Annotated in this window: 18 protein-coding genes; all 18 read right to left on the reverse strand. The window is 59.2% G+C overall.

Going from position 1 to position 19,304, the window contains the following annotated elements:
- Positions 1 to 153 precede the first annotated feature (153 nt).
- The 18 genes from ACESLM_RS06745 to ACESLM_RS06830 all read right to left on the reverse strand — a co-directional run bounded on the left by ACESLM_RS06745 (position 154) and on the right by ACESLM_RS06830 (position 19,219).
- Complete coding sequence (locus ACESLM_RS06745; RefSeq protein WP_372630797.1) at positions 154 to 1,494, reverse strand: UDP-glucose dehydrogenase family protein; 1,341 nt, start codon at positions 1,492 to 1,494, stop codon at positions 154 to 156.
- A 235-nt stretch (positions 1,495 to 1,729) separates the two neighbouring features.
- The gene (locus tag ACESLM_RS06750; protein WP_372630798.1) at positions 1,730 to 3,154 is read right to left on the reverse strand and encodes a sugar phosphate nucleotidyltransferase; all 1,425 of its coding nucleotides are present in this window, start codon (positions 3,152 to 3,154) and stop codon (positions 1,730 to 1,732) included.
- A complete protein-coding gene (locus tag ACESLM_RS06755; RefSeq protein ID WP_372630799.1) occupies positions 3,151 to 4,098 on the reverse strand; it encodes a polysaccharide pyruvyl transferase family protein in 948 nt (315 codons plus the stop codon). Before ACESLM_RS06755 ends, ACESLM_RS06750 begins: the two co-directional genes overlap by 4 nt.
- Positions 4,088 to 5,458 (reverse strand): lipopolysaccharide biosynthesis protein, encoded by a 1,371-nt coding sequence (locus tag ACESLM_RS06760; RefSeq protein ID WP_372630800.1) that lies wholly within the window; start codon positions 5,456 to 5,458, stop codon positions 4,088 to 4,090. Before ACESLM_RS06760 ends, ACESLM_RS06755 begins: the two co-directional genes overlap by 11 nt.
- 4 nt (positions 5,459 to 5,462) lie before the next feature.
- Complete coding sequence (locus ACESLM_RS06765; RefSeq protein ID WP_372630801.1) at positions 5,463 to 6,362, reverse strand: glycosyltransferase family 2 protein; 900 nt, start codon at positions 6,360 to 6,362, stop codon at positions 5,463 to 5,465.
- Positions 6,359 to 7,396 carry a glycosyltransferase family 4 protein gene (locus ACESLM_RS06770; protein WP_372630802.1) on the reverse strand — a complete coding sequence of 346 codons (1,038 nt, stop codon included), beginning with the start codon at positions 7,394 to 7,396 and terminating at the stop codon, positions 6,359 to 6,361. The genes ACESLM_RS06765 and ACESLM_RS06770 overlap by 4 nt, the downstream gene beginning before the upstream one ends.
- Positions 7,393 to 7,983: a DapH/DapD/GlmU-related protein gene (locus tag ACESLM_RS06775; protein ID WP_372630803.1), complete on the reverse strand. Its 591-nt coding sequence runs from the start codon at positions 7,981 to 7,983 to the stop codon at positions 7,393 to 7,395. Before ACESLM_RS06775 ends, ACESLM_RS06770 begins: the two co-directional genes overlap by 4 nt.
- Positions 7,984 to 7,986: 3 nt before the next feature.
- Positions 7,987 to 9,108, reverse strand: a complete 1,122-nt coding sequence (locus ACESLM_RS06780) for a glycosyltransferase (protein WP_372630804.1) — start codon at positions 9,106 to 9,108, stop codon at positions 7,987 to 7,989.
- Positions 9,109 to 9,122: 14 nt separating this feature from the next.
- Positions 9,123 to 10,280 (reverse strand): glycosyltransferase family 4 protein, encoded by a 1,158-nt coding sequence (locus ACESLM_RS06785; protein ID WP_372630805.1) that lies wholly within the window; start codon positions 10,278 to 10,280, stop codon positions 9,123 to 9,125.
- Positions 10,277 to 11,623, reverse strand: coding sequence for a hypothetical protein (locus tag ACESLM_RS06790; protein WP_372630806.1), 1,347 nt, complete (start codon positions 11,621 to 11,623; stop codon positions 10,277 to 10,279). Before ACESLM_RS06790 ends, ACESLM_RS06785 begins: the two co-directional genes overlap by 4 nt.
- Before the next feature lie 30 nt (positions 11,624 to 11,653).
- Entirely contained in the window at positions 11,654 to 12,772 is a 1,119-nt protein-coding gene (locus tag ACESLM_RS06795) for a glycosyltransferase family 4 protein (RefSeq protein ID WP_372630807.1), read from the reverse strand.
- Between the two features lie 21 nt (positions 12,773 to 12,793).
- A complete protein-coding gene (locus ACESLM_RS06800) occupies positions 12,794 to 13,450 on the reverse strand; it encodes a sugar transferase (RefSeq protein ID WP_372630866.1) in 657 nt (218 codons plus the stop codon).
- A 32-nt stretch (positions 13,451 to 13,482) separates the two neighbouring features.
- Complete coding sequence (gene galU, locus ACESLM_RS06805; RefSeq protein ID WP_372630808.1) at positions 13,483 to 14,388, reverse strand: UTP--glucose-1-phosphate uridylyltransferase GalU; 906 nt, start codon at positions 14,386 to 14,388, stop codon at positions 13,483 to 13,485.
- A 431-nt stretch (positions 14,389 to 14,819) separates the two neighbouring features.
- The gene (locus ACESLM_RS06810) at positions 14,820 to 15,506 is read right to left on the reverse strand and encodes a CpsD/CapB family tyrosine-protein kinase (protein WP_372630809.1); all 687 of its coding nucleotides are present in this window, start codon (positions 15,504 to 15,506) and stop codon (positions 14,820 to 14,822) included.
- Positions 15,493 to 16,242 (reverse strand): YveK family protein, encoded by a 750-nt coding sequence (locus ACESLM_RS06815; RefSeq protein WP_372630810.1) that lies wholly within the window; start codon positions 16,240 to 16,242, stop codon positions 15,493 to 15,495. Before ACESLM_RS06815 ends, ACESLM_RS06810 begins: the two co-directional genes overlap by 14 nt.
- Positions 16,243 to 16,417: 175 nt before the next feature.
- Entirely contained in the window at positions 16,418 to 16,756 is a 339-nt protein-coding gene (locus ACESLM_RS06820; protein ID WP_372630811.1) for a hypothetical protein, read from the reverse strand.
- A 674-nt stretch (positions 16,757 to 17,430) separates the two neighbouring features.
- On the reverse strand, positions 17,431 to 18,222 hold the full coding sequence (locus ACESLM_RS06825) for a tyrosine-protein phosphatase (RefSeq protein WP_372630812.1): 792 nt from the start codon (positions 18,220 to 18,222) through the stop codon (positions 17,431 to 17,433).
- Between the two features lie 43 nt (positions 18,223 to 18,265).
- Positions 18,266 to 19,219 carry a hypothetical protein gene (locus tag ACESLM_RS06830; RefSeq protein ID WP_372630813.1) on the reverse strand — a complete coding sequence of 318 codons (954 nt, stop codon included), beginning with the start codon at positions 19,217 to 19,219 and terminating at the stop codon, positions 18,266 to 18,268.
- Positions 19,220 to 19,304: the final 85 nt, after the last annotated feature.

Here is a 19,304-nt window from a genome sequence, read left to right on the forward strand (position 1 = left end):
AACTCCTCGGCATACGCCGTTTGCAGCCAGCCGATCCTAGCCTCCCCTCCTTTGTCTCCGAGCGGTCCCCCGCCTATCGAGGTTACGGCCATTGCGGCCGCAAGCGCCGATAGCGTGATCTTATTGCCAAGCTTCATTTCCTTCACCTCATCTCTAAAATTGAAGAACCGGCATCCGTTCCTTCACGCCCTTGCTTAAGCTGGGACGGCCGACGGAATAGTAGGCGAAGTCCGTTCCGGCAAGGTGCTCCTCCTTGAACAGGTTGCGCCCGTCGATCAGAATGGGCTGCTTCAGCACCCGCTGGAGCCGCGCCAAGTCGACGCCGGCAAACTCGTCCCATTCCGTCAGCACAATCAAAGCGTCCGCTCCCTGCGCCGCTTCCTCCGCCTTATCGCACCATTGAACCCCCTCCTTTCCGAACATCGCCCGAAAGTTGGCCGTCGCGATCGGATCGTACGCTTTCGCCTTCACGCCCCGATCGACCAGATGCCGCATAATTTCGAGCGCAGGCGAATCCCGCACGTCGTCGGTATTCGGCTTAAACGCCAGCCCCCACACGCCGATCGTCTTGCCCGGCAGATCGCCGCCAAAGATCGTCTCCAGCTTGCGGATGACGTTAAATCGCTGATCCTGATTGACCTCCACGACGGAGCGGAGCAGTTTGAACTCGTAATCGACGTGTCCGGCGATCTGGATCAACGCGCGCGTATCCTTCGGAAAACAGGAGCCCCCATAGCCGATGCCCGCCTTCAAAAACGACGGCCCGATCCGCTTGTCGTAGCCCATGCCCTCCGCTACTCTCGTCACGTCCGCGCCGACCTTCTCGCAGATGTTGGCGATCTCGTTGATGAAGGAAATTTTCGTGGCGAGAAACGCGTTCGACGCGTACTTGATCATTTCCGCGCTGCGGATATCGGTCACGACGATCTGCTCGGTCAGCGGCTCGTGCAGCCGGATCATCAAATCTGCGGCGCTGTCGCATTTCGCCCCGACGATGATCCGGTCGGGCTTAAGCGTATCCTCGATCGCCGAGCCTTCGCGCAGAAACTCCGGGAGCGAAACGCTGTCGAAGCGCATGATCGTGCGCGAACGCATCAGCTTGGCCAGGCGCTCGTTCGTGCCGACCGGAACGGTGCTCTTGACGACCACGATTTTGTAGCCGTTCATCGCTTCCGCGATTTCGATCGCCGCCTGGTCGATATAGGCGAGGTTCGCTTCCCCGCTCGGCAACGGCGGCGTGCCGACGGCGATCATAATAATGTCGGAGCTGCGCACCGCGGACGCCAGGTCGGTCGTGAAGACGAGATGGCCCGCGAGCCGGCCTTTGGCGGCCAGTTCCTTGAGGCCCGGCTCGTAGATCGGCACGCCGCCGGAGTTCAGAATGGCGATCTTCTCCGGGTCCTTGTCGACGCAGACGACCTGATGGCCCAATTCCGCGTAGCAAGCCCCCGATACGAGTCCGACGTAGCCGGTGCCGATTATCGTAATGTTCATACGCGCAACTCTCCTCTAATTATGAAGTCGTGCCGAAAGGGGCTGTCCCCTAAGTAAAGTAAGTCGTACCGAACGATTATCGATGTATGATTGATCATGGGCATCTATCTCCTTCCGCTGCTATACGATCCTGAAATCTGAAAGGGTAAACCCGTTAAGAGGTGATTTCAGGAACGTATGAGGCAGTCTCCAGGAGATAGATGCCCACCCTTTTCATCGATCATCTTGTACGCCGTTAATTAGGGGACAGCCCCTCGCGCAGAAGCCCCAGCGCTCCTTCCGCCGCGCAAATCTGCAGAATCTCGTCCCAGTCGAACGCGAGCCGGACGATGTCCTCCTCGATCAGCTCGGACCCGGTCTGCACCTCGATGACATCCAACTCCTCCCCCGCCTCCGCCCTCAGGCTGTGCTTGCAGGTTCGCGGAATCTTCACGACGTCACCCGGCTTCACCGGAAACCTCCTGCCGCCGAGCACCATCTCCCCGCGGCCGGAAGCGATCGTCCACACCTCGTCCCGGAGCTCGTGATACTGATAGCTCAGATTGCGACCGGGCGCGACGCGAATGCGCTTCGTCAGCACCTCCGTCCCGTCCGCATACTTCAAGTAATCGAGCACCCGGTAGCCGCCCCAACGCCGCTCCTCGTACATCGGACGCTGCTCCGAATGCTTCATCACCTCCTTAATCAGCGGGCTGGACGCCTTGTCCGCCACCAGAATTCCGTCCGGGCTGGCCGCGACGACGACGTCGGACAGATTCAGCAGCGTGATCGGAATGTCCAGCTCGTTGACGACGTGCGTATTGCGCGAATCTCCCGCGATCGTTCCATTGCCGGTGAGCGGACTGTCGATCTCCTCGGTCAACGTGTTCCACGTGCCGAGATCCTTCCAATCCCCCTCGTACGGGAGCGCCACGATCTGCCGGCTCCGTTCCACGATCTCGTAGTCGAAGCTGATTTTCGGCAGTCTGCCGTATTGCTTCTGCATCTCGTCGTACTGGATCGGCAGCTCGTAGGCGATCAGGATGTTGATCAGGAAATCGAGCTTAAACGCGAAAACCCCGCAGTTCCAAAGCGCAGCCCGTTCGATCATTGCTGCCGCTTCTTCTAGGCGGGGTTTTTCCTTAAAGCTGCTGACGCCGACGAACGGCTTATCCGGCATCCCTCCGTCCTCCGGCTCGGGCACGATATAGCCGTATTTCTCCGAAGGGAACGTCGGCTTCACGCCCATAAGCGCCAGATCGGCGCCCGATTGCCGCAAGATGGGATCAAGCTCCCTCGTCCTGACAAAAAACGATTCCTCCACATACGGATCGACCGGCATGACGACGACCGTCTCATCCAAACCGACGCCCTTGACCGAGTACAAATAAACGGCGGCCAAGGCGATCGCGGGAAACGTATCCCTCCGCTCCGGCTCGACGACGAGCTCTACCTCGCTGCCGAGCTGGCTCTGGATCATCTCCGTCTGCGACCTCCCGGTCGCGATCACCGCGTCGCCGCGGAGGCCGGCCGCCCCAAGCTGCCTCCATACTCGCTGAACCATCGATTCCCGTTCGCCCCGCTCGTTTTTCAGCACCTTCAAAAACTGCTTCGAGCGCGACTCGTTCGACAGAGGCCAGAGCCGCTTGCCGGAGCCGCCGGACAGAAGAACGATTTTCATCGCATAGCCTCCAATCTTGCGGTAGGAATTCCGCTCGTCCAAGTGTGATAATAGCCGGAATTTTTGCCGTACGAATTGTCGAGCAGGCCGTTGGGCTTGTCCATCAGGCACGACAGGATATGCCCGTGCAGCCTGGACGTTTGCACCCGCCGATACGCGCTGAAGCGCTTGATCGCCTTCTCCACCAAATAATCGCTGTACCTGCCCCAGATCGCATGAAGCGGCAGCGTCCCGCCGCCCCTGGCCATCATTTTCCCGATCATCGCAATCGACTTTCTCTCCACCCTGTTGTACAGGGAGCCCCAGTCCAAATAGTCGCCGTGCGCATCCGCCTCCAGTCGTCCCTGCTCCCCCGTGCGCTCCATGTCGGTGCGGAAAAAGCAGAGCAGCTCCTTGCCCGGGCTGACCGCCGGCCGGATCGGCCACAGTTGGTGCGCCATGTCGGGCGACAAGTAGATGGAGCAGCGATCGAACTTCTTGGCCGCCGTCGCATAAGACGACGGATCGCGGACGAACAGATGGACGTCCCTGTGCCGGTTGAACACGCGCGCCGTCCGGTCGAACTGCTCCTCCTCCCTGTAGAAAATCGTCTGCGGCAAAATGACGATGCGATGAAACGGATACTCGGCCACGATTTTCTCCCGCAGCCTCTGGTGCACCGGATACAGGTCCCCGAAGTTGCCCCCGCCCTGCAGCACGATAATCTGGTCGCCCGGAATGCTCAGCCTGTCCGGAAAGTCGAGCACGCTGTACCGCGCCTTCACGCGAATGCCGTTGTCCCGGAAGAACGCCTCCGCCCCTTTCATAATCAGCAGATCGCCGCCGTTATTGTACACGGGGTAGTCGATGTAGTAGATGCTCGAGCCGGGAGGAATCGCCTGCAAAATCTGGCTAAGCCGCTCCTTCAGCCCGTCCATCGGATGAGCCTTTCGTTCAGTTGGCATGTCCGCTCTCTCCTTTGCTCCGCACTCTCTCTTTAAGCCGCCCGAGCAGAATGATCAGGTCGTTCTTGTCGAACAGCAAGCTGCCCGCCTTGACGCCGAACGCCATTCGCATCGCGACCAGCGTAACGGTCAAACGGATCACGGCCCCGATCAACAGCGCGAGAGCGATACCGTTCAAACCGTACAGCGGGGTGAAAATAAAAAACAAACCGATCGTAGCCGCCAGCGATATCGCCTGTCTGACGAGCACGAGTCCGGGACGTCCCGCCGCGTTAAAAGCCGAAGCGAGAATCCACGAGCCGCCGCCGATAATGCATTCGACGGACAGCAGATAGAAGGCGCCTGCGGCTTCCAGGAACGGTTCGCCGAATAGAAGCCCCATCAGGAACCGTCCGATGAACAAGCTGGGTACGAGCACGATCGCCATGACGAGCAGGGACAGCCGGAACGCCCGTCCGACCGTCTCCACGATTCGGGCCTTATCCAAACCGGTCACCCTCGGGAAAACGACGCTGGAGACGGCGGTCTGCACGACGTTAAAGACGCGGGACAGCGCGTAGACGACGGTGTACAGGCCCAGCTCCTTGGCGGTCAGCATCGAGAGGATGACGAGCTTGTCGAATTGGGAATACAAGGTGCCGAGCAGCTCCACTCCGAACACTTTGCTGCCGTATCCGAACAGCGCCTTGGCGGCCGACGTATTCCGCAGCTTGCGGAACCAATCGATCCGCAGCGCGTCTCTCATGCCGTACAGCGACCAGAGGAGGACGAGCACGCTCGTCCCCAGAAACACGGCCGCGGCGGAGACGAGGCTGAGATGGCCCGCCGTCCACAGCGCGAGCAAGCCGAGCAGATTCAGCAGCGGACCGAACAGCCGCACGCCGTTGTAGACGTTGAAGCGATTCGCGCTCTGTGCCAGGGCGGCTATCAGATTGGCCGCGAGAATCGTCGGCAGCATCAGCGCCGTAAACCAGCGGGCCGCCCGCACGACCGGCTCGGGATAGTCCGCAAGCCAGATCGGAAGCCCCTGCCAGGCGACGAATCCCGCGACGAGGCTGACCGGGATCTGGAAGAGAAAGCCCGCCCGGACAAGCTCGCCCCCGCCGGCGGCTTGCGATTGCTTCAGGTTGTAGATGAGCGAGGTCGGAAGCCCGAAGCCGACCAGTCCCGCTAGCAGCGTCGGCCAGAACAGGATGGCGGACAGCTCGCCCTTGCCGACGACGCCGAACATGCGCGCGGTCACGATCGACGTCAGCGTGGCGATCGCCATCATCAGGAAGTTGGTCGCGCTCGTGCGCAGCATCGTCCGGACGAGTCCGCCGCCCTTCCACGCTCTCCCGGCCGCGAGCTGCTGAGCCATCGGCTTAGCTCCTGCCGCCATAGCGAAGAACGCCGACCAGCGCCCCGTTACGGTAACATACCTTCACGATCTGCCGGATAAATCTTTGATATTGGAAAATCGACAGCAGCGATGTTCCGATCGCCTGGACCATGCGGACGCTATGCTTCAGGACGGCCGTCGCGCCCGCCTCCCGCCGCTTGACCGCGTCGCTTACTCCTTGCCAGAACATCCGCTTCAGAAACCACTTCCTCGTCGTGCGTTCCTTGGCGACTTTATGCCTGACCGAGGCGTAGGGCGTGTAGTAAACTTTGTATTTGGCGCGAAGCCGGGCGATGAGCTCGCTCTCCTCGCTCGACAGCAGATTGCGGCCGACTCTGCCGAGATCCTCGCGGAACGGCTCGATGTCCTCGAATACGCTTCTGCGGAACGCGACGTTCGCGCCGTAAGGAATCGCGGGCGCAGGCATCTCCACGACGACGCCGGAGTAATCGAGAATGGTGAACACCGACCGGTATTCCGTTGGAATCCAGCTCGGCTCCTCCCCTTCCCATAGCGGATCGATTTTGCCTCCGACGCAGCCGATCGCCGGATCGCGCTCGAAGACATCGACGATATGCCGCACCCACTGGCTTCCCGCCAGCGCGTCGTCGTCGAGAAACAGAATCCATTCTCCCTTCGCCTCGCGGATCGCCCGGTTGCGGGCCGTCGACAGCCCCAGCTTCGGCTCGAACACGTAGCGGATTCGCTCGCCGTGCCGCTGCCGCAAGCCGTTGACCGTCTCCGCCGTCCCGTCCGTCGAGCCGTTGTCCACGACGACGATCTCGAGCTCCTTCTTGTCGAAGTCCTGAACCAGCACGCTGCCGATCGCTTCCGCCGTATCCTTCGCCCGGTTGTGCGTGCAGATGGCTACCGTTACCTTCATCGTTCATCCCGCCCTTGATACACGTTTTTGATCCGCTGGGCGATCGCGTCCCATTCGAGCTCGCGCAGCGCCCGGTCGTAATCCGGCGACCTCCCTTCCTTGACGCTTCGCATGGCCGTCTCCATCGCGGCCGCCAAACCGCCGGCGACGCCGGGATCGTAGCGGACGACCATGCCTTCCTCGAAATATTCGTCGATAAAGCCGTTGTCCGGCATGACGATCAGCTTCCTGAAGCTCAGGCCGAGAATCGCGGAGCCCGATGTCGTAATCTCTTTGTAGGGCATCACCATGACATCGGCGGCTCCGATCAGGTCGGCCACCTCTTCGTTGGGGATAAAACGCAAATCCAGAACGAGGCTCGCGATATCCTTCGCGCTGCGAAGGTACGCCTCCATCTCCCGATCCGCCTTGCCTGCGATAATCAGGGAGGAGTTGTCCGTCTTGATCGCGCGATAAGCTTCAATCAGTTCTTCAACGCCCTTGTAGGCTTTGATGGCTCCGAGGAACAGATAGACTTCGGCGTCTTCTCCGATGCCGTACCGCCTCCTGAAGTTCGTGCCGTTCGACGGGTATGCGTCCGCGTAGTGGCCGTGCTTCACGACGGTCAGCTTGCCGGCCGGCACGCCGAATTCCGCCATCGCCTGCCGCTTGGCCGCTTCCGACGCGACGATCAGCCCGGAGCAGAACCGGCAGATCAGCGTTCGCATCGCGCGCTCCATCCGCCGGTATTTCACTTCATGCGGATACAGATTGTGCAGCGTCCAGATCAGCCTCACCCGCTTCGCCTTCAGAACGAGCAGCGTCGCCAGGAGAAGCGCCGACTTGGCGGCGAACAGCAGCGGATTGCGATTCTGGTAGGCGTGGTGCATCCAGTGCACGTGGACGACGTCTCCCGGCTTTGCCCGGGCGACCCGCAGCGCAAGCCTCCCGTGCGTCAGGTCCATCACTTCCACTCCCGCGCCGCACAGCGAATCCGTCAATAGATTGTTATACAAATTCAACTCGCTGTACTTCGGCCACATCCATACTTTCATCTCGTATACGCTCCTTGCTCGCTCCTGCGAATCCACCCCTCCGGCACGGTCAGCTCGCGAATGACCTTGGCCGGAACGCCGCCCGCCAGCACGTTCGCGGGAATGCTCCGCGTCACGACGCTTCCCGCGGCGATCACGCTGCCCGCCCCGATCGTGACTCCGGGCAATACGATGCAGCCTCTGCCGATCCAGACGTTGTCCCCGACGACGATCGGCAGGCTCCCGGAACGGTCGTTCGCGTCCACCGGATGGAAGTTTGCGTCGATCAGATTGACCATCGGGCCGATGATCGTATGGCTGCCGATCCGGATCGAGGCCGTGCAGCCGATGTCCAGCCCGTAATTGCAAAAGACGTTGTCGCCGATCCACAGCCTCGCTCCCTTGCCAACCGAGATGGACGACGGGAACGGCTTGGCATGGAAGGAGACGCTTCGTCCGAGAATGAGCTCTCCTTTGTTCGAGATCGACAGCTTGCCGGCGATCCGGCCCAGACGGCCGGTCGAATCGGCCTTGACCGGGAATACGACGGCGCCCTTCAGCACGGCGAGCAGCTTGCCGACGCGAATCTGACGGAACGGGATACCCATGCGTTACCCCGCCGTCTCCGCCGCGCCGCCCGCGGCCAGCAGCGAACGGTAGGCCGTCTCTACCTTTCTGGCGATCGCGTTCATATTGAACTCGCTCATGACGGCATCGTACCCCCGTTCGGCAAGCTCCTGATAATCGACGGCTTTGCTGTACACGAGCCGGATCGTCCGGTACAGCGCTTCGACGTCCCCGTCCTTGACGATCCAGCCTCCCTTCGTCTCTTCGACGATTTCCGGCGCGCCCCCGGAATCCGATACGATGACCGGCGTGCGCACGAGCATCGACTCGATAATGACTCTTCCGAACGGCTCGTTCCGCGAAAAATTGATCGTCAGATCGCACTCCTTCATCACGTCGAGCGGTCTCGGGCTATAGCCGTAGAAGACGACGTTCTCCTCCAGCCCGTAGTCGCGAACCTTTTGCACCAGCTCGGCATAGTAGCTCTCCGAACCGTCGACGGACGCGTCGCCCACGATCAGCAGCTTCCAGTTGTAGGCTTTGTCGTCGGCAAGCCTCTTGACGGCTTCGATGACGAGATCGTATCTCTTCCATTCCACGATCCGGCCGAACGTCCCGATGACGAGCGTATCGTCCTCCATGAACGCGCGGCTCTTCGGCATTCGCGCCGTCTCCGGATCGACGCCGTTGTAGATGATCGTCTTGTTGCCGCCCTGAACGGAGCTGGCGACGAAGCGCGAAATGCAGATTACCTGATCGAAAAACCGAGGCAGCACCCGATTGAACATGCGCAGATGGGTGTAGTCCCTGTGATGCCAGACGAGCTTGCTGCTTGCCATGAACTTCAGCGGAGCCGCGTACCACGGGGCGCGCCAGCCGTTGGCATGGATGATGTCGATCCGTTTTTTCTTCACGAACGCCCGCATGCGCAGCACGGTGTCCACGTAACCGAAGCCGAGTCTCTTCTTGATGCTGTTGAGCCGCAGCGGAAAAAGCTCGTACTCCGTCCGAATCTCGTGCAAATAAGAGGCGTCGCCGGGACAGAGCAAGTAGATCCGGTATTTGGACGTGTCCAAATAATTGATCAGGTGGATCAGGCTCTGCTCCGCGCCTCCTTTCTTGTCCGCATGGGTCACGAACAAGACGTTCGTTCTGCTCCTGTCCATTCGCATTCCCCCGCTTAGCTTGATAACTTGGCGTTTAACGATTGCAGATACCTTTTGAGAACTTCCTTGTGGTCGTACTGTCCGCGTATAAAATGCTGAGAAGCCTCCAGCAAAGCCTGGGCCTTGGCCGGATCGGCCAGCAGCGTCTTGATATGTCCGAGAAAATGGCGCGGCTCGTCGGCCAGCAGCATATGCTCGCCGTCGATCAGTCCGGTGCCTTCGCACCCGACCGAGGTCGTGACGACCGGCAGCCCGTTCTGGATCGCTTCGATCGTCTTCAGCTTCACGCCCGCTCCGTTGCGCATCGGATTGACGAACAGATAACCGTTCGCGTAGATGTCGTCCAGACTGGCCGGCGTGTCGTGCACTTCCACATTCGTCAGATCGTGCGCCTCTAACCAGCCCAGGCCCTGGTTGCGGCTGTTGCCGGCCAAGACGAACTTGTAGCCCGGCACGTCCAGCAGCCCCGGATGAATGCGGGTCAAATACCATTCGATCGCTTCCCGGTTGTTGGGCATGAACAGCGATCCGACGAACACGACGTGCCGCGTCCGGAACGAGCCGGCCCGGAACGCCTCCCCGTCGACCGGGGGCGGCAGGAACAGGCTTTGGGCCGCCGGATCGAGCGCGCGGAACCGTTCGAACTCCTTGCTGGAGATGAACAGATACTTGTCGATCCTCGTCCGCATCTTCCTTTGCAGCGCCGCGAACTTGCCGCTCTCCATCCGATAGTACAGCTTGTGCAGCAGGCTTGTGGCGCTCCTCGCCAGCGCCTTGAAATAGACCGCCTCGTCGTTGTGCACCCGCAGAATCGCCCTCTCGCGCCTGATCCGCGGATTGTTCAGGATCGGGTACACGTAGTCGCCCTCGAGCAGCACGTAATCGTAATCGTCCGCCAGCGGAATGCGGCCCAGCTCGGCTCTCGACTGAGCCTGCATCGGGACGAGCCGGAGCGCGTCCGCGAGCCTGCTCCTGCGCGGGCAGAGCACGATCTCCTCGACGTAATCGCCGACGGCCTGGATGTCCGCGTCGCCCGGCCGCTGCTTGCCGCATACGACGAGGTGCAGCTTGCAGCCGAGCTCGGCGAGCGCCTTGATCCTTCCCCACGTATCGACTCTGAGGCCGTGGTTCGGAGGATACGGGAAATCGCTGCACACGAGCAATATTTTCATGTCTCCGCCCTCCTTGTCGTGGCATAACTGATAAAAGCGAAAAACAGCCAGATTTCGTATTTGATCTCCAGCGCGACGAACAGCAGGGACAGCAGCACGAAAACCAAGGCGGGGAACAGGATCGAACTGGTCTTCGCCTTCCGCAGCAAACTTGCGGCCAGCAGATAGAAGAAGACGACGGCCGCGATTCCTCCGAACATGACCCATTGGAAAAAGCCCGATTTCACGCCCACGTTGCGGTCCGTACCGGAATACTGCAGCAGCTCCCCCGCGTTGATCTGGCCGATGCCGAACGTATCGTAATAAAACCTCGACATCACGCCGATCGCCCCGTCCACGTACTGATCGAAATACATCAAGTAAGCTCCCGTCCCCACGCCTAGCGGATGATGGGCGACGGTGGCCAGCGCGATGAGAATCGTGCCCATTCTCGTATAGGACGACGTGTAGTTCTCGATGTCGTTGCTCAGCGAGCCCAGCACGCCGGCGGAGAAATGGGAAACGAACAAATACATCGTTCCCGCGGCCGCCAGAAGCAGAAGGAAGTTTCTCTTCTTCCGAAAATCTAGAAATTTCGCCATCGTGACGACGATCGTCAGCAGAGCGACGATCAGGAATCCCTTCGAGCCCGTCACGAACAAATAAAACAGGAAAAAAGCGGCGACGAACCCCATGGACAGCGCCTTGGCCGGTCCGCTCAAATCCCGGGTCAAATAGACGAGAATCGCCGAATAGACGACGACGATCGTGCCGGTCGTGCTGCTCTCCGAGGTGAGCAGCCTGACCCGCCAGTAAGGCTGGCTCCCCGCGTGCAGCGAAGCCAGCGCGTTCGGAATGCTCGCCAGCTCCACGATCATGATCGCCGCCAGCAGAGCGACGACGGCGAAGAAGCAGGCGCAGAGCACGCGCCGGCTGCCGATCTTCGCGAACAGCAGCTGCATATGCCTGACGTAGAGCAAGATCAGCACGAAATAGATCAGCACCTTGATCGCCTTGCCCAGCAGGTTCTCCTGCCCGAAGCTGTAGCTGCCTTGCAGAAATTGCGCCAGCACGTAAGCGACGCTGATAAAGCTCAAATAAACGATAAAAAAGAGCAAATACCGCTGCAGCTTCGATCCGTGCACGACCCGCTTATGCTTGGCCAGCATCGCCGCCTCGCAGACGACGAACAGCGGCAGCAGCAAGACGATCGGTGATCGGCCGATTTCGCCGATAACATGGACTAAAGGAAAATCCTGATAGACGGTCAGAAGCAGCAAAAACACGAGATACAGCGCCCAGAGCATCTGGTTGCCGCCGGTTTTGCCGTCCGCGCCCCCGGGCATCGCCGGATCGTTGCGCATGTTCCATTCACCTGCTCTCCACTCCCGCGCTTACACGTATTTCTTGACGGTTGCGGAATACCGTTCGTCCGGCCCGCTCAGAACCGCGTCGTACAGCCGTTCGATCTGCCGGTTCATGAGGCCGGAATGAAATTTCTCGTTGAAAATGCGCTCGCCGGCCCGCCCCAGCTCCGCCAGCTCTTGCTTGTCCAGCGTTCGCAGAAGATCGGCAAGCTGCTCCTTGCGCCCGAAATCGAACACGTACCCGTTCACGCCGTGCCGAACGATCTCAGGAAGCGCGCCCCGGTTGCTGGCGATGACCGGCTTGCCGTTGCGCAGCGCCTCGATCGCGACGATGCCGAACCCTTCCCAACGGGACGGAACGATCACCGCGTCGCACGCCTTCATGTAACGGTCGATTTCCGAATTTTCCACCCAGCCGAGCCGAATCGCGTTGTCCGGATACCGGTGCTCGCCCTGTTTCAGCACGGAATCGCCGGCCAAGTACAGGTCGATGTGCGACAGCTGCTGCTCGTTAAACACGTCGAGCAGAAGATCCAGCCCTTTCTGCCGGTCGAAACGCCCGACGAAGAGCAGGTTGATCTTGTCCGGCTTAACGGGAAGCGGCGCGGTCTCCGCGGCGGCGGACGCACCCGACACGCCGTTGTATACGACGACCGATTTGCGCTGCGGCAGCCCGACATTCATCGCCATCGCGTATTCGTGCTTCGAGATGTGGATGATGGCGTCCGTGCGCAGGGCCAGGAGCTTCTCCGCCCACGCGAACAGCTTGCGCTTCCAGGACTTCGTGTCCATCAGAAACGCCCAGCCGTGCGAGCAGTACACGACGACGGGACGCTTCCTCCTGAAAAAAAACAACGTTCGCAGAAAAACGCCCGCGAACGTTCCGTGTACGTGCACGATATCCGGCTCAAGCTCGTTGACTTTTTTCCGAATCTCCCTCATCGCTTTAAGAAAATAGGCCGGCTTCCTCCGATAAGGGTACAGAATGAGACGTTCGGGACTGATCTGAAGCGAATGCGGGTTGGAATTATGCTCCGAGGCCATCAAATAAATGTCGTGGCGGCCGGCCTGGTGCTTCAGCACCTCGTTGAGGTGGGTTTCGACGCCGCCCTTCGTGAACTCCGACAGATGAAGGATTTTCGCCATCGTATCGCCTCCGTTGTCTGTTTAGAATGCGTCCCGGGAACCCGCGACGGCTTTGAACGTTCTCAGCATGATTTTGATGTCCAGCCAGAGGCACCTCTTCTCGATGTAGGCGATGTCCAGCTCGACCATTTCCTTAAAGCTGAGGCTGCTCCTCCCGCTTACCTGCCACAATCCCGTGCAGCCCGGCGTGACCGACAGCCGCTTCTTGTCGCGCTCCGTGTATTCCGCCACTTCCCTGGCCAGAGGCGGCCGGGGACCAACGAGCGACATTTCTCCTTTGATCACGTTGATCAACTGCGGCAGCTCGTCGATGCTCGTCTTGCGAATGAACCTGCCGACCCTCGTCACGCGCGGATCTTCCCTCATTTTGAACATGGCGCCGTTGATCTCGTTGCGGTCGAGCAGCTCCTTCAGCTTGTCCTCCGCGTCGGTGTACATCGAGCGAAGCTTGTACATGCGGAAGGGCTTCCCGTCCTTGCCGATTCTCGTCTGGCTGAAAATAACCGGACCTTGCGGGTCCTCCCACTTGATCAGCGCGGCGGCGACGGCCAGCACCGGACTTGCCAGCGCCAATCCCGCCAGCGAACCGAGCAGATCGACGGTCCGCTTCATCGCGGAATAGAGGGAGAACGTTCGCCGCGCCTCCCGCTCCCGCAGGACGTTCGGACGATAATCCATCGCTTCGCTCCGGTAATGCGGACCGATATTCATCAGGTATCTCCCCTTCCCGCAATCAATTGCTGCACCAGCTCGCGTTCCATGATCTCCTCCAGTTCGGTCAACAGTACGTGCCTTAACTCATGATTGCGCAGCGCGAAGTTGATCGTCGTCATGATAAAGCCGATTTTCTCGCCCACGTCGTACCGGACGCCTTGAAAATCGTACGCGTAAACGCCCCGTTCCTCGTTCAGCTTCTGAATCGCGTCGGTCAGCTGAATTTCTCCGCCCGCTCCCCGCTCGTGACGGCCCAAATACTCGAAAATGTCGGGCGTCAGCACGTAACGGCCCATAATCGCCAGGTTGGAGGGAGCTTGTCCTTGCGGCGGCTTCTCCACGAAGCGGTTGACCCGGTACAACTGATCCGTCCTCTCGCCCGGATCGACGATGCCGTAGCGATGCGTCTGATCGACGCCCACCGTCTGTACGCCGATGATCGAACGTCCCGTACGCTCGTACTGCTCGATCAACTGCCGGGTACAGGGAATGTCGGCCTCGACGATGTCGTCCCCGAGCAGCACCGCGAACGGCTCGTCGCCGATGAAATTGCGCGCGCACCATACGGCGTGTCCGAGCCCTTTGGGCTCCTTTTGCCGGATATAGTGCAGATTGACCTGGGAGGATTTGCGGACCTTCTCCAGAATGTCCAGCTTCCCTTTCTCCTCCAGCGTGTGTTCCAGCTCGAACGCGATGTCGAAATGGTCTTCGATCGCCCGTTTGCCTTTGCCGGTGACGACGATAATGTCCTCGACGCCGGATTCGATCGCTTCCTCGACGATATATTGGATGGTCGGCTTATCAACAATGGGAAGCATCTCTTTGGGCATCGCTTTCGTGGCCGGCAAAAAACGGGTGCCTAGACCGGCGGCGGGTATAATCGCTTTTTTCACTCTCTCCATTTTGATCTCACCTATCCTTTTGATTTATGTCTGTGTATTCGACGCCGAATCCGCTTCCCCGAACCTCTTCGTGATCAAAATTGGACTTTTTGAACTTCCTTACCAATCAGGGTTCAAAAAGTTCGATTTTCAGCACCGAGAAGGTTGGATGAAGACCGTTGATGAGGAGCGGAGCGTAGTGGAAGCTACGTGAGTACCGGAAGAACCGGCTGAATTCAAGATTCGACGCCGAATCCGCTTCCCCGAACCTCTTCGTGATCAAAATTGGACTTTTTGAACTTCCTATTAGGGCATCGAACCCTTCCTCACGTCATACCCTTGACGATATACGTCTAAGGTCGGCTGACCCACAGCATGACCGAGTGCCTCCGGTGATAGAGGTGCAGGAGACATTACCTAACGCGCTTGCGATCCGGGCCGGACACCTTCGATCAGGCATCGTTGCGGTCGCCGTAATAGTAGTAATAGGTATCCGAGTGCTTGCGCGGAACGTTATTGAGCACGACGCCGATCAATCTGGCCTTCACGTGGTCCAGCGACGCTTTCGCTCTGAGAGCGACGTCCTTCTTCACCTTGCCCGCTTCGACGACGAGGATGACGCCGTCGCTCTGGGCGGCCGCGATCTGCGCGTCCGTCACGTACATGAGCGGAGGCGTGTCGATAATGACGACGTCGTACCGTTCCCTCGCGGTCTCCAGCAGCGCGGCCATCCGCTTGGAAGCGAGCAATTCCGACGGATTCGGCGGCGTCGGACCGGCGGGAATGATCGCCAGATCGTCGGTGTTCGTCTGCTGGATCACGTCTTCAAGCTCTTTCTGCCGGAACAGGGCGGTCGTGAGGCCGATCCGGTTCGACTTGCCGAACAGCTGATGCTGCGACGGCTTGCGCAGATCCGCGTCGATCAGCAGCACCTTCTTGCTCGTCTGGGCGAACGCGACGGCCAGATTCGCGCACGTCGTGCTCTTGCCTTCCCCCGGCTTGGAGGAGGTGACCATAATGACTTGCAGCGTCTGGTCGATCGCCGAATACTCGACGTTGGTTCTCAGCATCCGGTACCCTTCGGAAATCGGGGATTTAGGATTCGCATCGGTAATGACGCTCCACTTATAACGAGACATGATTTTCCCTCCCGTTCGTCCGCATCTGCACTTTGCCTCCGCCGCGCTCGGCCGCGTCCTTCTCCTTGAACCTCGGAATCGCGGTCAGCACCGGCACTTGGAACAGCGCTTCGATGTCCTCTTCCGTCTTGATCGTGTCGTCCAAATATTCCAGCAGGAAAGCAATGCCGACGCCGAGCATGAGCGACAGAAGGAAGGCGACGGCGACGTTCATTTTCGGATTCGGAGCGACCGGGCCATGCGCTTCCTTCGGATCTGCGAAATCCAGGACGGATACGTTGTCGACCTTCATCAGCTCGGGAACCGATTTCTGAAAGACGACCGCAACCGCGTTTGCCGCCTTGGCCGCCCGCTCGTACGAATGGTCGCGGACGGAGATCGACATGACCTGCGTTTCGTTCACCGAGCTTACGCTGACCTTGCCGATCAGCTCGCCGTAGGACATATTCAGCTCGGGGTAATCCTTGCTGACGCTTTTCATGATGCGCGGCGTCCGTATAATCTCTTTGTAGGTTTTGATGAGGCCGATCGTGGAGTTGATGGAGCCGACGTCGATGCTTGGAAGCAGCGAGCTGCTGTCCTTGTACTGGTTGACGATCAGCTTGGCCGAAGCCTGATACTGCGGCGTGATGAAGTAGTAGGAATAGATGCCGACGCTCAAGCAGACGACGGTCGCGATCAGAGCGATCAGCAGCAGCCTTTTTTTGACGATGAGCCAGTATTGTTTCAATTCCATCTCGTTTCCTCCGTCGCTCTTAATGTTCTCGCGCTCTCCAGGCCTGAAAATTAGTTCAATTAGAATAAGATTAGAATTTTATTATTCAAAACGAGAACTTTTGGGCCAAAATAATCCGGACGAAGCGCCGCTCCATCCGGCCGTCATATTCGATTCGCGAACTCCCGTGCTGCGTTCAGCCCCCGCCGCAAGCCTCGTGGGAGCCGTCCATGCCGGTCGAGTCGGGTTTGTGCCAAGAGGCGTTAATAAATTCCCCGACCGTTCCTCCGTTCAGAACGTGTTCCATCATCGCTTTCGTGTCGGCGTCGATGCCCAGCTTTCCCAGCGTGAGAGAAACCAGCTCGGCCACGTCGATCGTTCCGTCCCCGGGATCGTACCCGGTGTAGGATAGAAGCTCTTCCCACGACCACGCGCTTGCGGAATCGTGACGGCGGCTCAGAGAAGCGTCCCGCGAGAGCATGTCCAAAAACCGCTTCAGCTTCTCTTGCTTCTGCGCCGGATTCGAAACGTTCATCTTCAATCACCTTCGCTTGCCGTAGAAGTTTTGAACTTTTCTCCTCTACCCGTGTAGTCGTCCGAGTCGTCGTTGAGCGGTTACTGCCGCGACTTGTAATTTAGTATGACATAGAAAATAAAATTTCAAGAGGGATTAAAGACATGATGCCGATTAGCCATTCCTGCTCATTTTTGCGGGGCCTTCGCATGGAGGAGTTCGCGTTTTCGGGCGTGCGTGGTGGTCGTTTCAATCCATGGAAGCGCTCTACTCTCCAGAGGTCTATACAGACTTTAGACCCGCGGCCCGGAGACGATCCCGCCACCGTTCGACCTTGTATAATCAGGGATTTCGAATGTCTATGTCGATTGTTCGGACGGCGAGCGGCCGGAGAAGGCGGTTGGAATCGGGGCAAAAGGGGGACTTAGGGCCGTCATTGGAAACAGAGTAGGAAGATAAAACCATTTTACGAAGGGATGCAACGTTTTGACCGCCGATTTCATCGTGAAGATGCAATCGCTTTCAGTTGTGCATGGATCTAAAATATTTGGTCATTTTGCCGATGAACAATATCCTTATTTTGTTTATTCATTAAATATTTTCATATTAAGTCGCCCTGTGTCGACCGTTTCGCTTCGGCGAGTCCCGGTCGCTCGGCCGTCGGATTTGCATCTTCAGCATTAATTTCGGTCCAGTTACCCCCTTCGCCCGGTCAAATAGGAGATCATCCGCCGAAGCGCGTTGTCCCCGGAACGCGATACCACCGGCCGGCTTCCGAAGGGGTTGTTGTCCGCGACGCAGCGCGCATTATACTTGTAGTAGGCTTCCCACGGCTCTCCCTGCCGCGCGCGAATCGCCTCGTACGCCTCGCTCAAACAGAACCCCCTTCGCCCGGTATCGTGGGCGTCCGACGACACGAGATGAACGAGTCCGCTCTCGCACAGTTCCCATGCGGCTCTCTGGATCTGCCTGCCGAATCCGCCCAGCAGCGAATGCGTCGTCATCTGCGCATAGGCGCCGAGCTCGATCAGCTCCACGAGCCGGCCGGGCCGCTTGGCAATTTCCGCGTTGCGCTCGGGATGAGCGATAATCGGCCGAAGGTTCAGGACGCTTAGCTCGTGAAGCAGTTCCTCCATTTGTTTGGGGATATGGGAGAATGGCATTTCGATCAGCACGTAATCGGAACCCGCCAGCGTCAGCAGCTCTCCCCGGTGCCACGCGTCCAGCAGATCGTCGTGCACGCGGATCTCTTGCCCCGCCGCGATCGTGACGGGCACGCCGGCCTCCGCCAACCGTTCGTTGATTCGGGATACGTGTTCCCTGATGGCCGCCGCCGGGTTATCGTAACGCCCGTTCGCGTGGTGAGGCGTTGCGATAATCGTCGAGATGCCGTCCGCGGCGGCGGCCCGGGCCATGCTCAACGTATCGTTCCAGTCCGACGCCCCGTCGTCCAGACCGGGCAAAATATGCGTATGTATATCGATCATTCCGCTCTTCGCTCCCCTCTAAGAGGTTATTCAGTAATCGGACTCAGACCAGCGCATCCCAATCGTACGAACCGACGATCGTCCCCAGGAGCAGCGCGCATGCCAATCCGAGCAGAATCATGACGATCGCGTACACGATTCTCGATAGCGCAAACAACCAAGCGATCAAAGCCCAGACAGCTCCTCCGAACCAGATTAAAACATAGAGGGCGGGAATCTTCCAAGTCCAACCGTAGAACGCGCCGAATAACGAAACATAGAAGGTTACAAAAATGGCGTGAAGCGCAATTAAGGAACCCAGCACGACTCTTCTCGTTCTCCGAACCGCTCTCGCTTCTCTCACGTTGCCCGAAGCCGCATGCCCGGATTCGGGCTTGCGGCGTTCAGCCAACGCAAACCAATAGATCTGCGCATAGGCCGCTGCCAATCCTGCGACGATTCGCCAAGGCGTCTCCGCATGGGCGCCGATCATGGCAGCTGCGACGGTCATGCCTCCTGCGGCTGCGGCGAACGAGCCGGCTGCCCGGCTACGCTTCAAATGCCGGAAAGCTCGGGCAACGATTGCGTGAACCCGGAAGCCGGCACCCGCCGCGGCGCAGGAAATTGCGGACGACAGCAGCCATGCGCCGCCGATCGCCGCGACAAGAAGCCCTAGCGCAACGGCGACGATCCAACCCCGGCCCTCGATTAACGGCTCCAACATCGGTCCGAAAGGATTAAACAGTCTAGGCCTCAACTGGACGAAAGCCTCGCTGCACGCCCATGCGAATGCGGCCAGTAATGCCAGAGCGGCCAACGCGCCCCAAGCATCCGACGAATGGATTGTGCCCTTGATCCTTTTTACGATGACCCATCCCGCCGCTACCGCAGCCCAACTTGCCGCAGAGGTCAGCCACGGATTCAGCGATCCGACCCATAGAGCGACGAGAACCGCAGCGACAGCCAACCATACGACGCCGCCTCCTCTTACAACCGGCAATACAGACGAACGTTCCATCGATTTTCTCCTTTAACCGCAGCTCTATACGGCATTTTGTCCGCTTTTGAAAAAAGAGCGCCCGGAGGCGCTCTTCTTATTTTAC

This window comes from Cohnella sp. (genome assembly GCF_041641335.1).
Lineage (GTDB): Bacteria > Bacillota > Bacilli > Paenibacillales > Paenibacillaceae > Cohnella.

What these genes read in the sequence shown, in the direction of transcription:
- ACESLM_RS06745 (WP_372630797.1), bottom strand. Translation starts at nt 1,494, where the DNA reads ATGAACATTACGATAATCGGCACCGGCTACGTCGGACTCGTATCGGGG.
- ACESLM_RS06750 (WP_372630798.1), bottom strand. Translation starts at nt 3,154, where the DNA reads ATGAAAATCGTTCTTCTGTCCGGCGGCTCCGGCAAGCGGCTCTGGCCT.
- ACESLM_RS06755 (WP_372630799.1), bottom strand. Translation starts at nt 4,098, where the DNA reads ATGCCAACTGAACGAAAGGCTCATCCGATGGACGGGCTGAAGGAGCGG.
- ACESLM_RS06760 (WP_372630800.1), bottom strand. Translation starts at nt 5,458, where the DNA reads ATGGCTCAGCAGCTCGCGGCCGGGAGAGCGTGGAAGGGCGGCGGACTC.
- ACESLM_RS06765 (WP_372630801.1), bottom strand. Translation starts at nt 6,362, where the DNA reads ATGAAGGTAACGGTAGCCATCTGCACGCACAACCGGGCGAAGGATACG.
- ACESLM_RS06770 (WP_372630802.1), bottom strand. Translation starts at nt 7,396, where the DNA reads ATGAAAGTATGGATGTGGCCGAAGTACAGCGAGTTGAATTTGTATAAC.
- ACESLM_RS06775 (WP_372630803.1), bottom strand. Translation starts at nt 7,983, where the DNA reads ATGGGTATCCCGTTCCGTCAGATTCGCGTCGGCAAGCTGCTCGCCGTG.
- ACESLM_RS06780 (WP_372630804.1), bottom strand. Translation starts at nt 9,108, where the DNA reads ATGGACAGGAGCAGAACGAACGTCTTGTTCGTGACCCATGCGGACAAG.
- ACESLM_RS06785 (WP_372630805.1), bottom strand. Translation starts at nt 10,280, where the DNA reads ATGAAAATATTGCTCGTGTGCAGCGATTTCCCGTATCCTCCGAACCAC.
- ACESLM_RS06790 (WP_372630806.1), bottom strand. Translation starts at nt 11,623, where the DNA reads ATGCGCAACGATCCGGCGATGCCCGGGGGCGCGGACGGCAAAACCGGC.
- ACESLM_RS06795 (WP_372630807.1), bottom strand. Translation starts at nt 12,772, where the DNA reads ATGGCGAAAATCCTTCATCTGTCGGAGTTCACGAAGGGCGGCGTCGAA.
- ACESLM_RS06800 (WP_372630866.1), bottom strand. Translation starts at nt 13,450, where the DNA reads ATGGATTATCGTCCGAACGTCCTGCGGGAGCGGGAGGCGCGGCGAACG.
- galU (WP_372630808.1), bottom strand. Translation starts at nt 14,388, where the DNA reads ATGGAGAGAGTGAAAAAAGCGATTATACCCGCCGCCGGTCTAGGCACC.
- ACESLM_RS06810 (WP_372630809.1), bottom strand. Translation starts at nt 15,506, where the DNA reads ATGTCTCGTTATAAGTGGAGCGTCATTACCGATGCGAATCCTAAATCC.
- ACESLM_RS06815 (WP_372630810.1), bottom strand. Translation starts at nt 16,242, where the DNA reads ATGGAATTGAAACAATACTGGCTCATCGTCAAAAAAAGGCTGCTGCTG.
- ACESLM_RS06820 (WP_372630811.1), bottom strand. Translation starts at nt 16,756, where the DNA reads ATGAACGTTTCGAATCCGGCGCAGAAGCAAGAGAAGCTGAAGCGGTTT.
- ACESLM_RS06825 (WP_372630812.1), bottom strand. Translation starts at nt 18,222, where the DNA reads ATGATCGATATACATACGCATATTTTGCCCGGTCTGGACGACGGGGCG.
- ACESLM_RS06830 (WP_372630813.1), bottom strand. Translation starts at nt 19,219, where the DNA reads ATGGAACGTTCGTCTGTATTGCCGGTTGTAAGAGGAGGCGGCGTCGTA.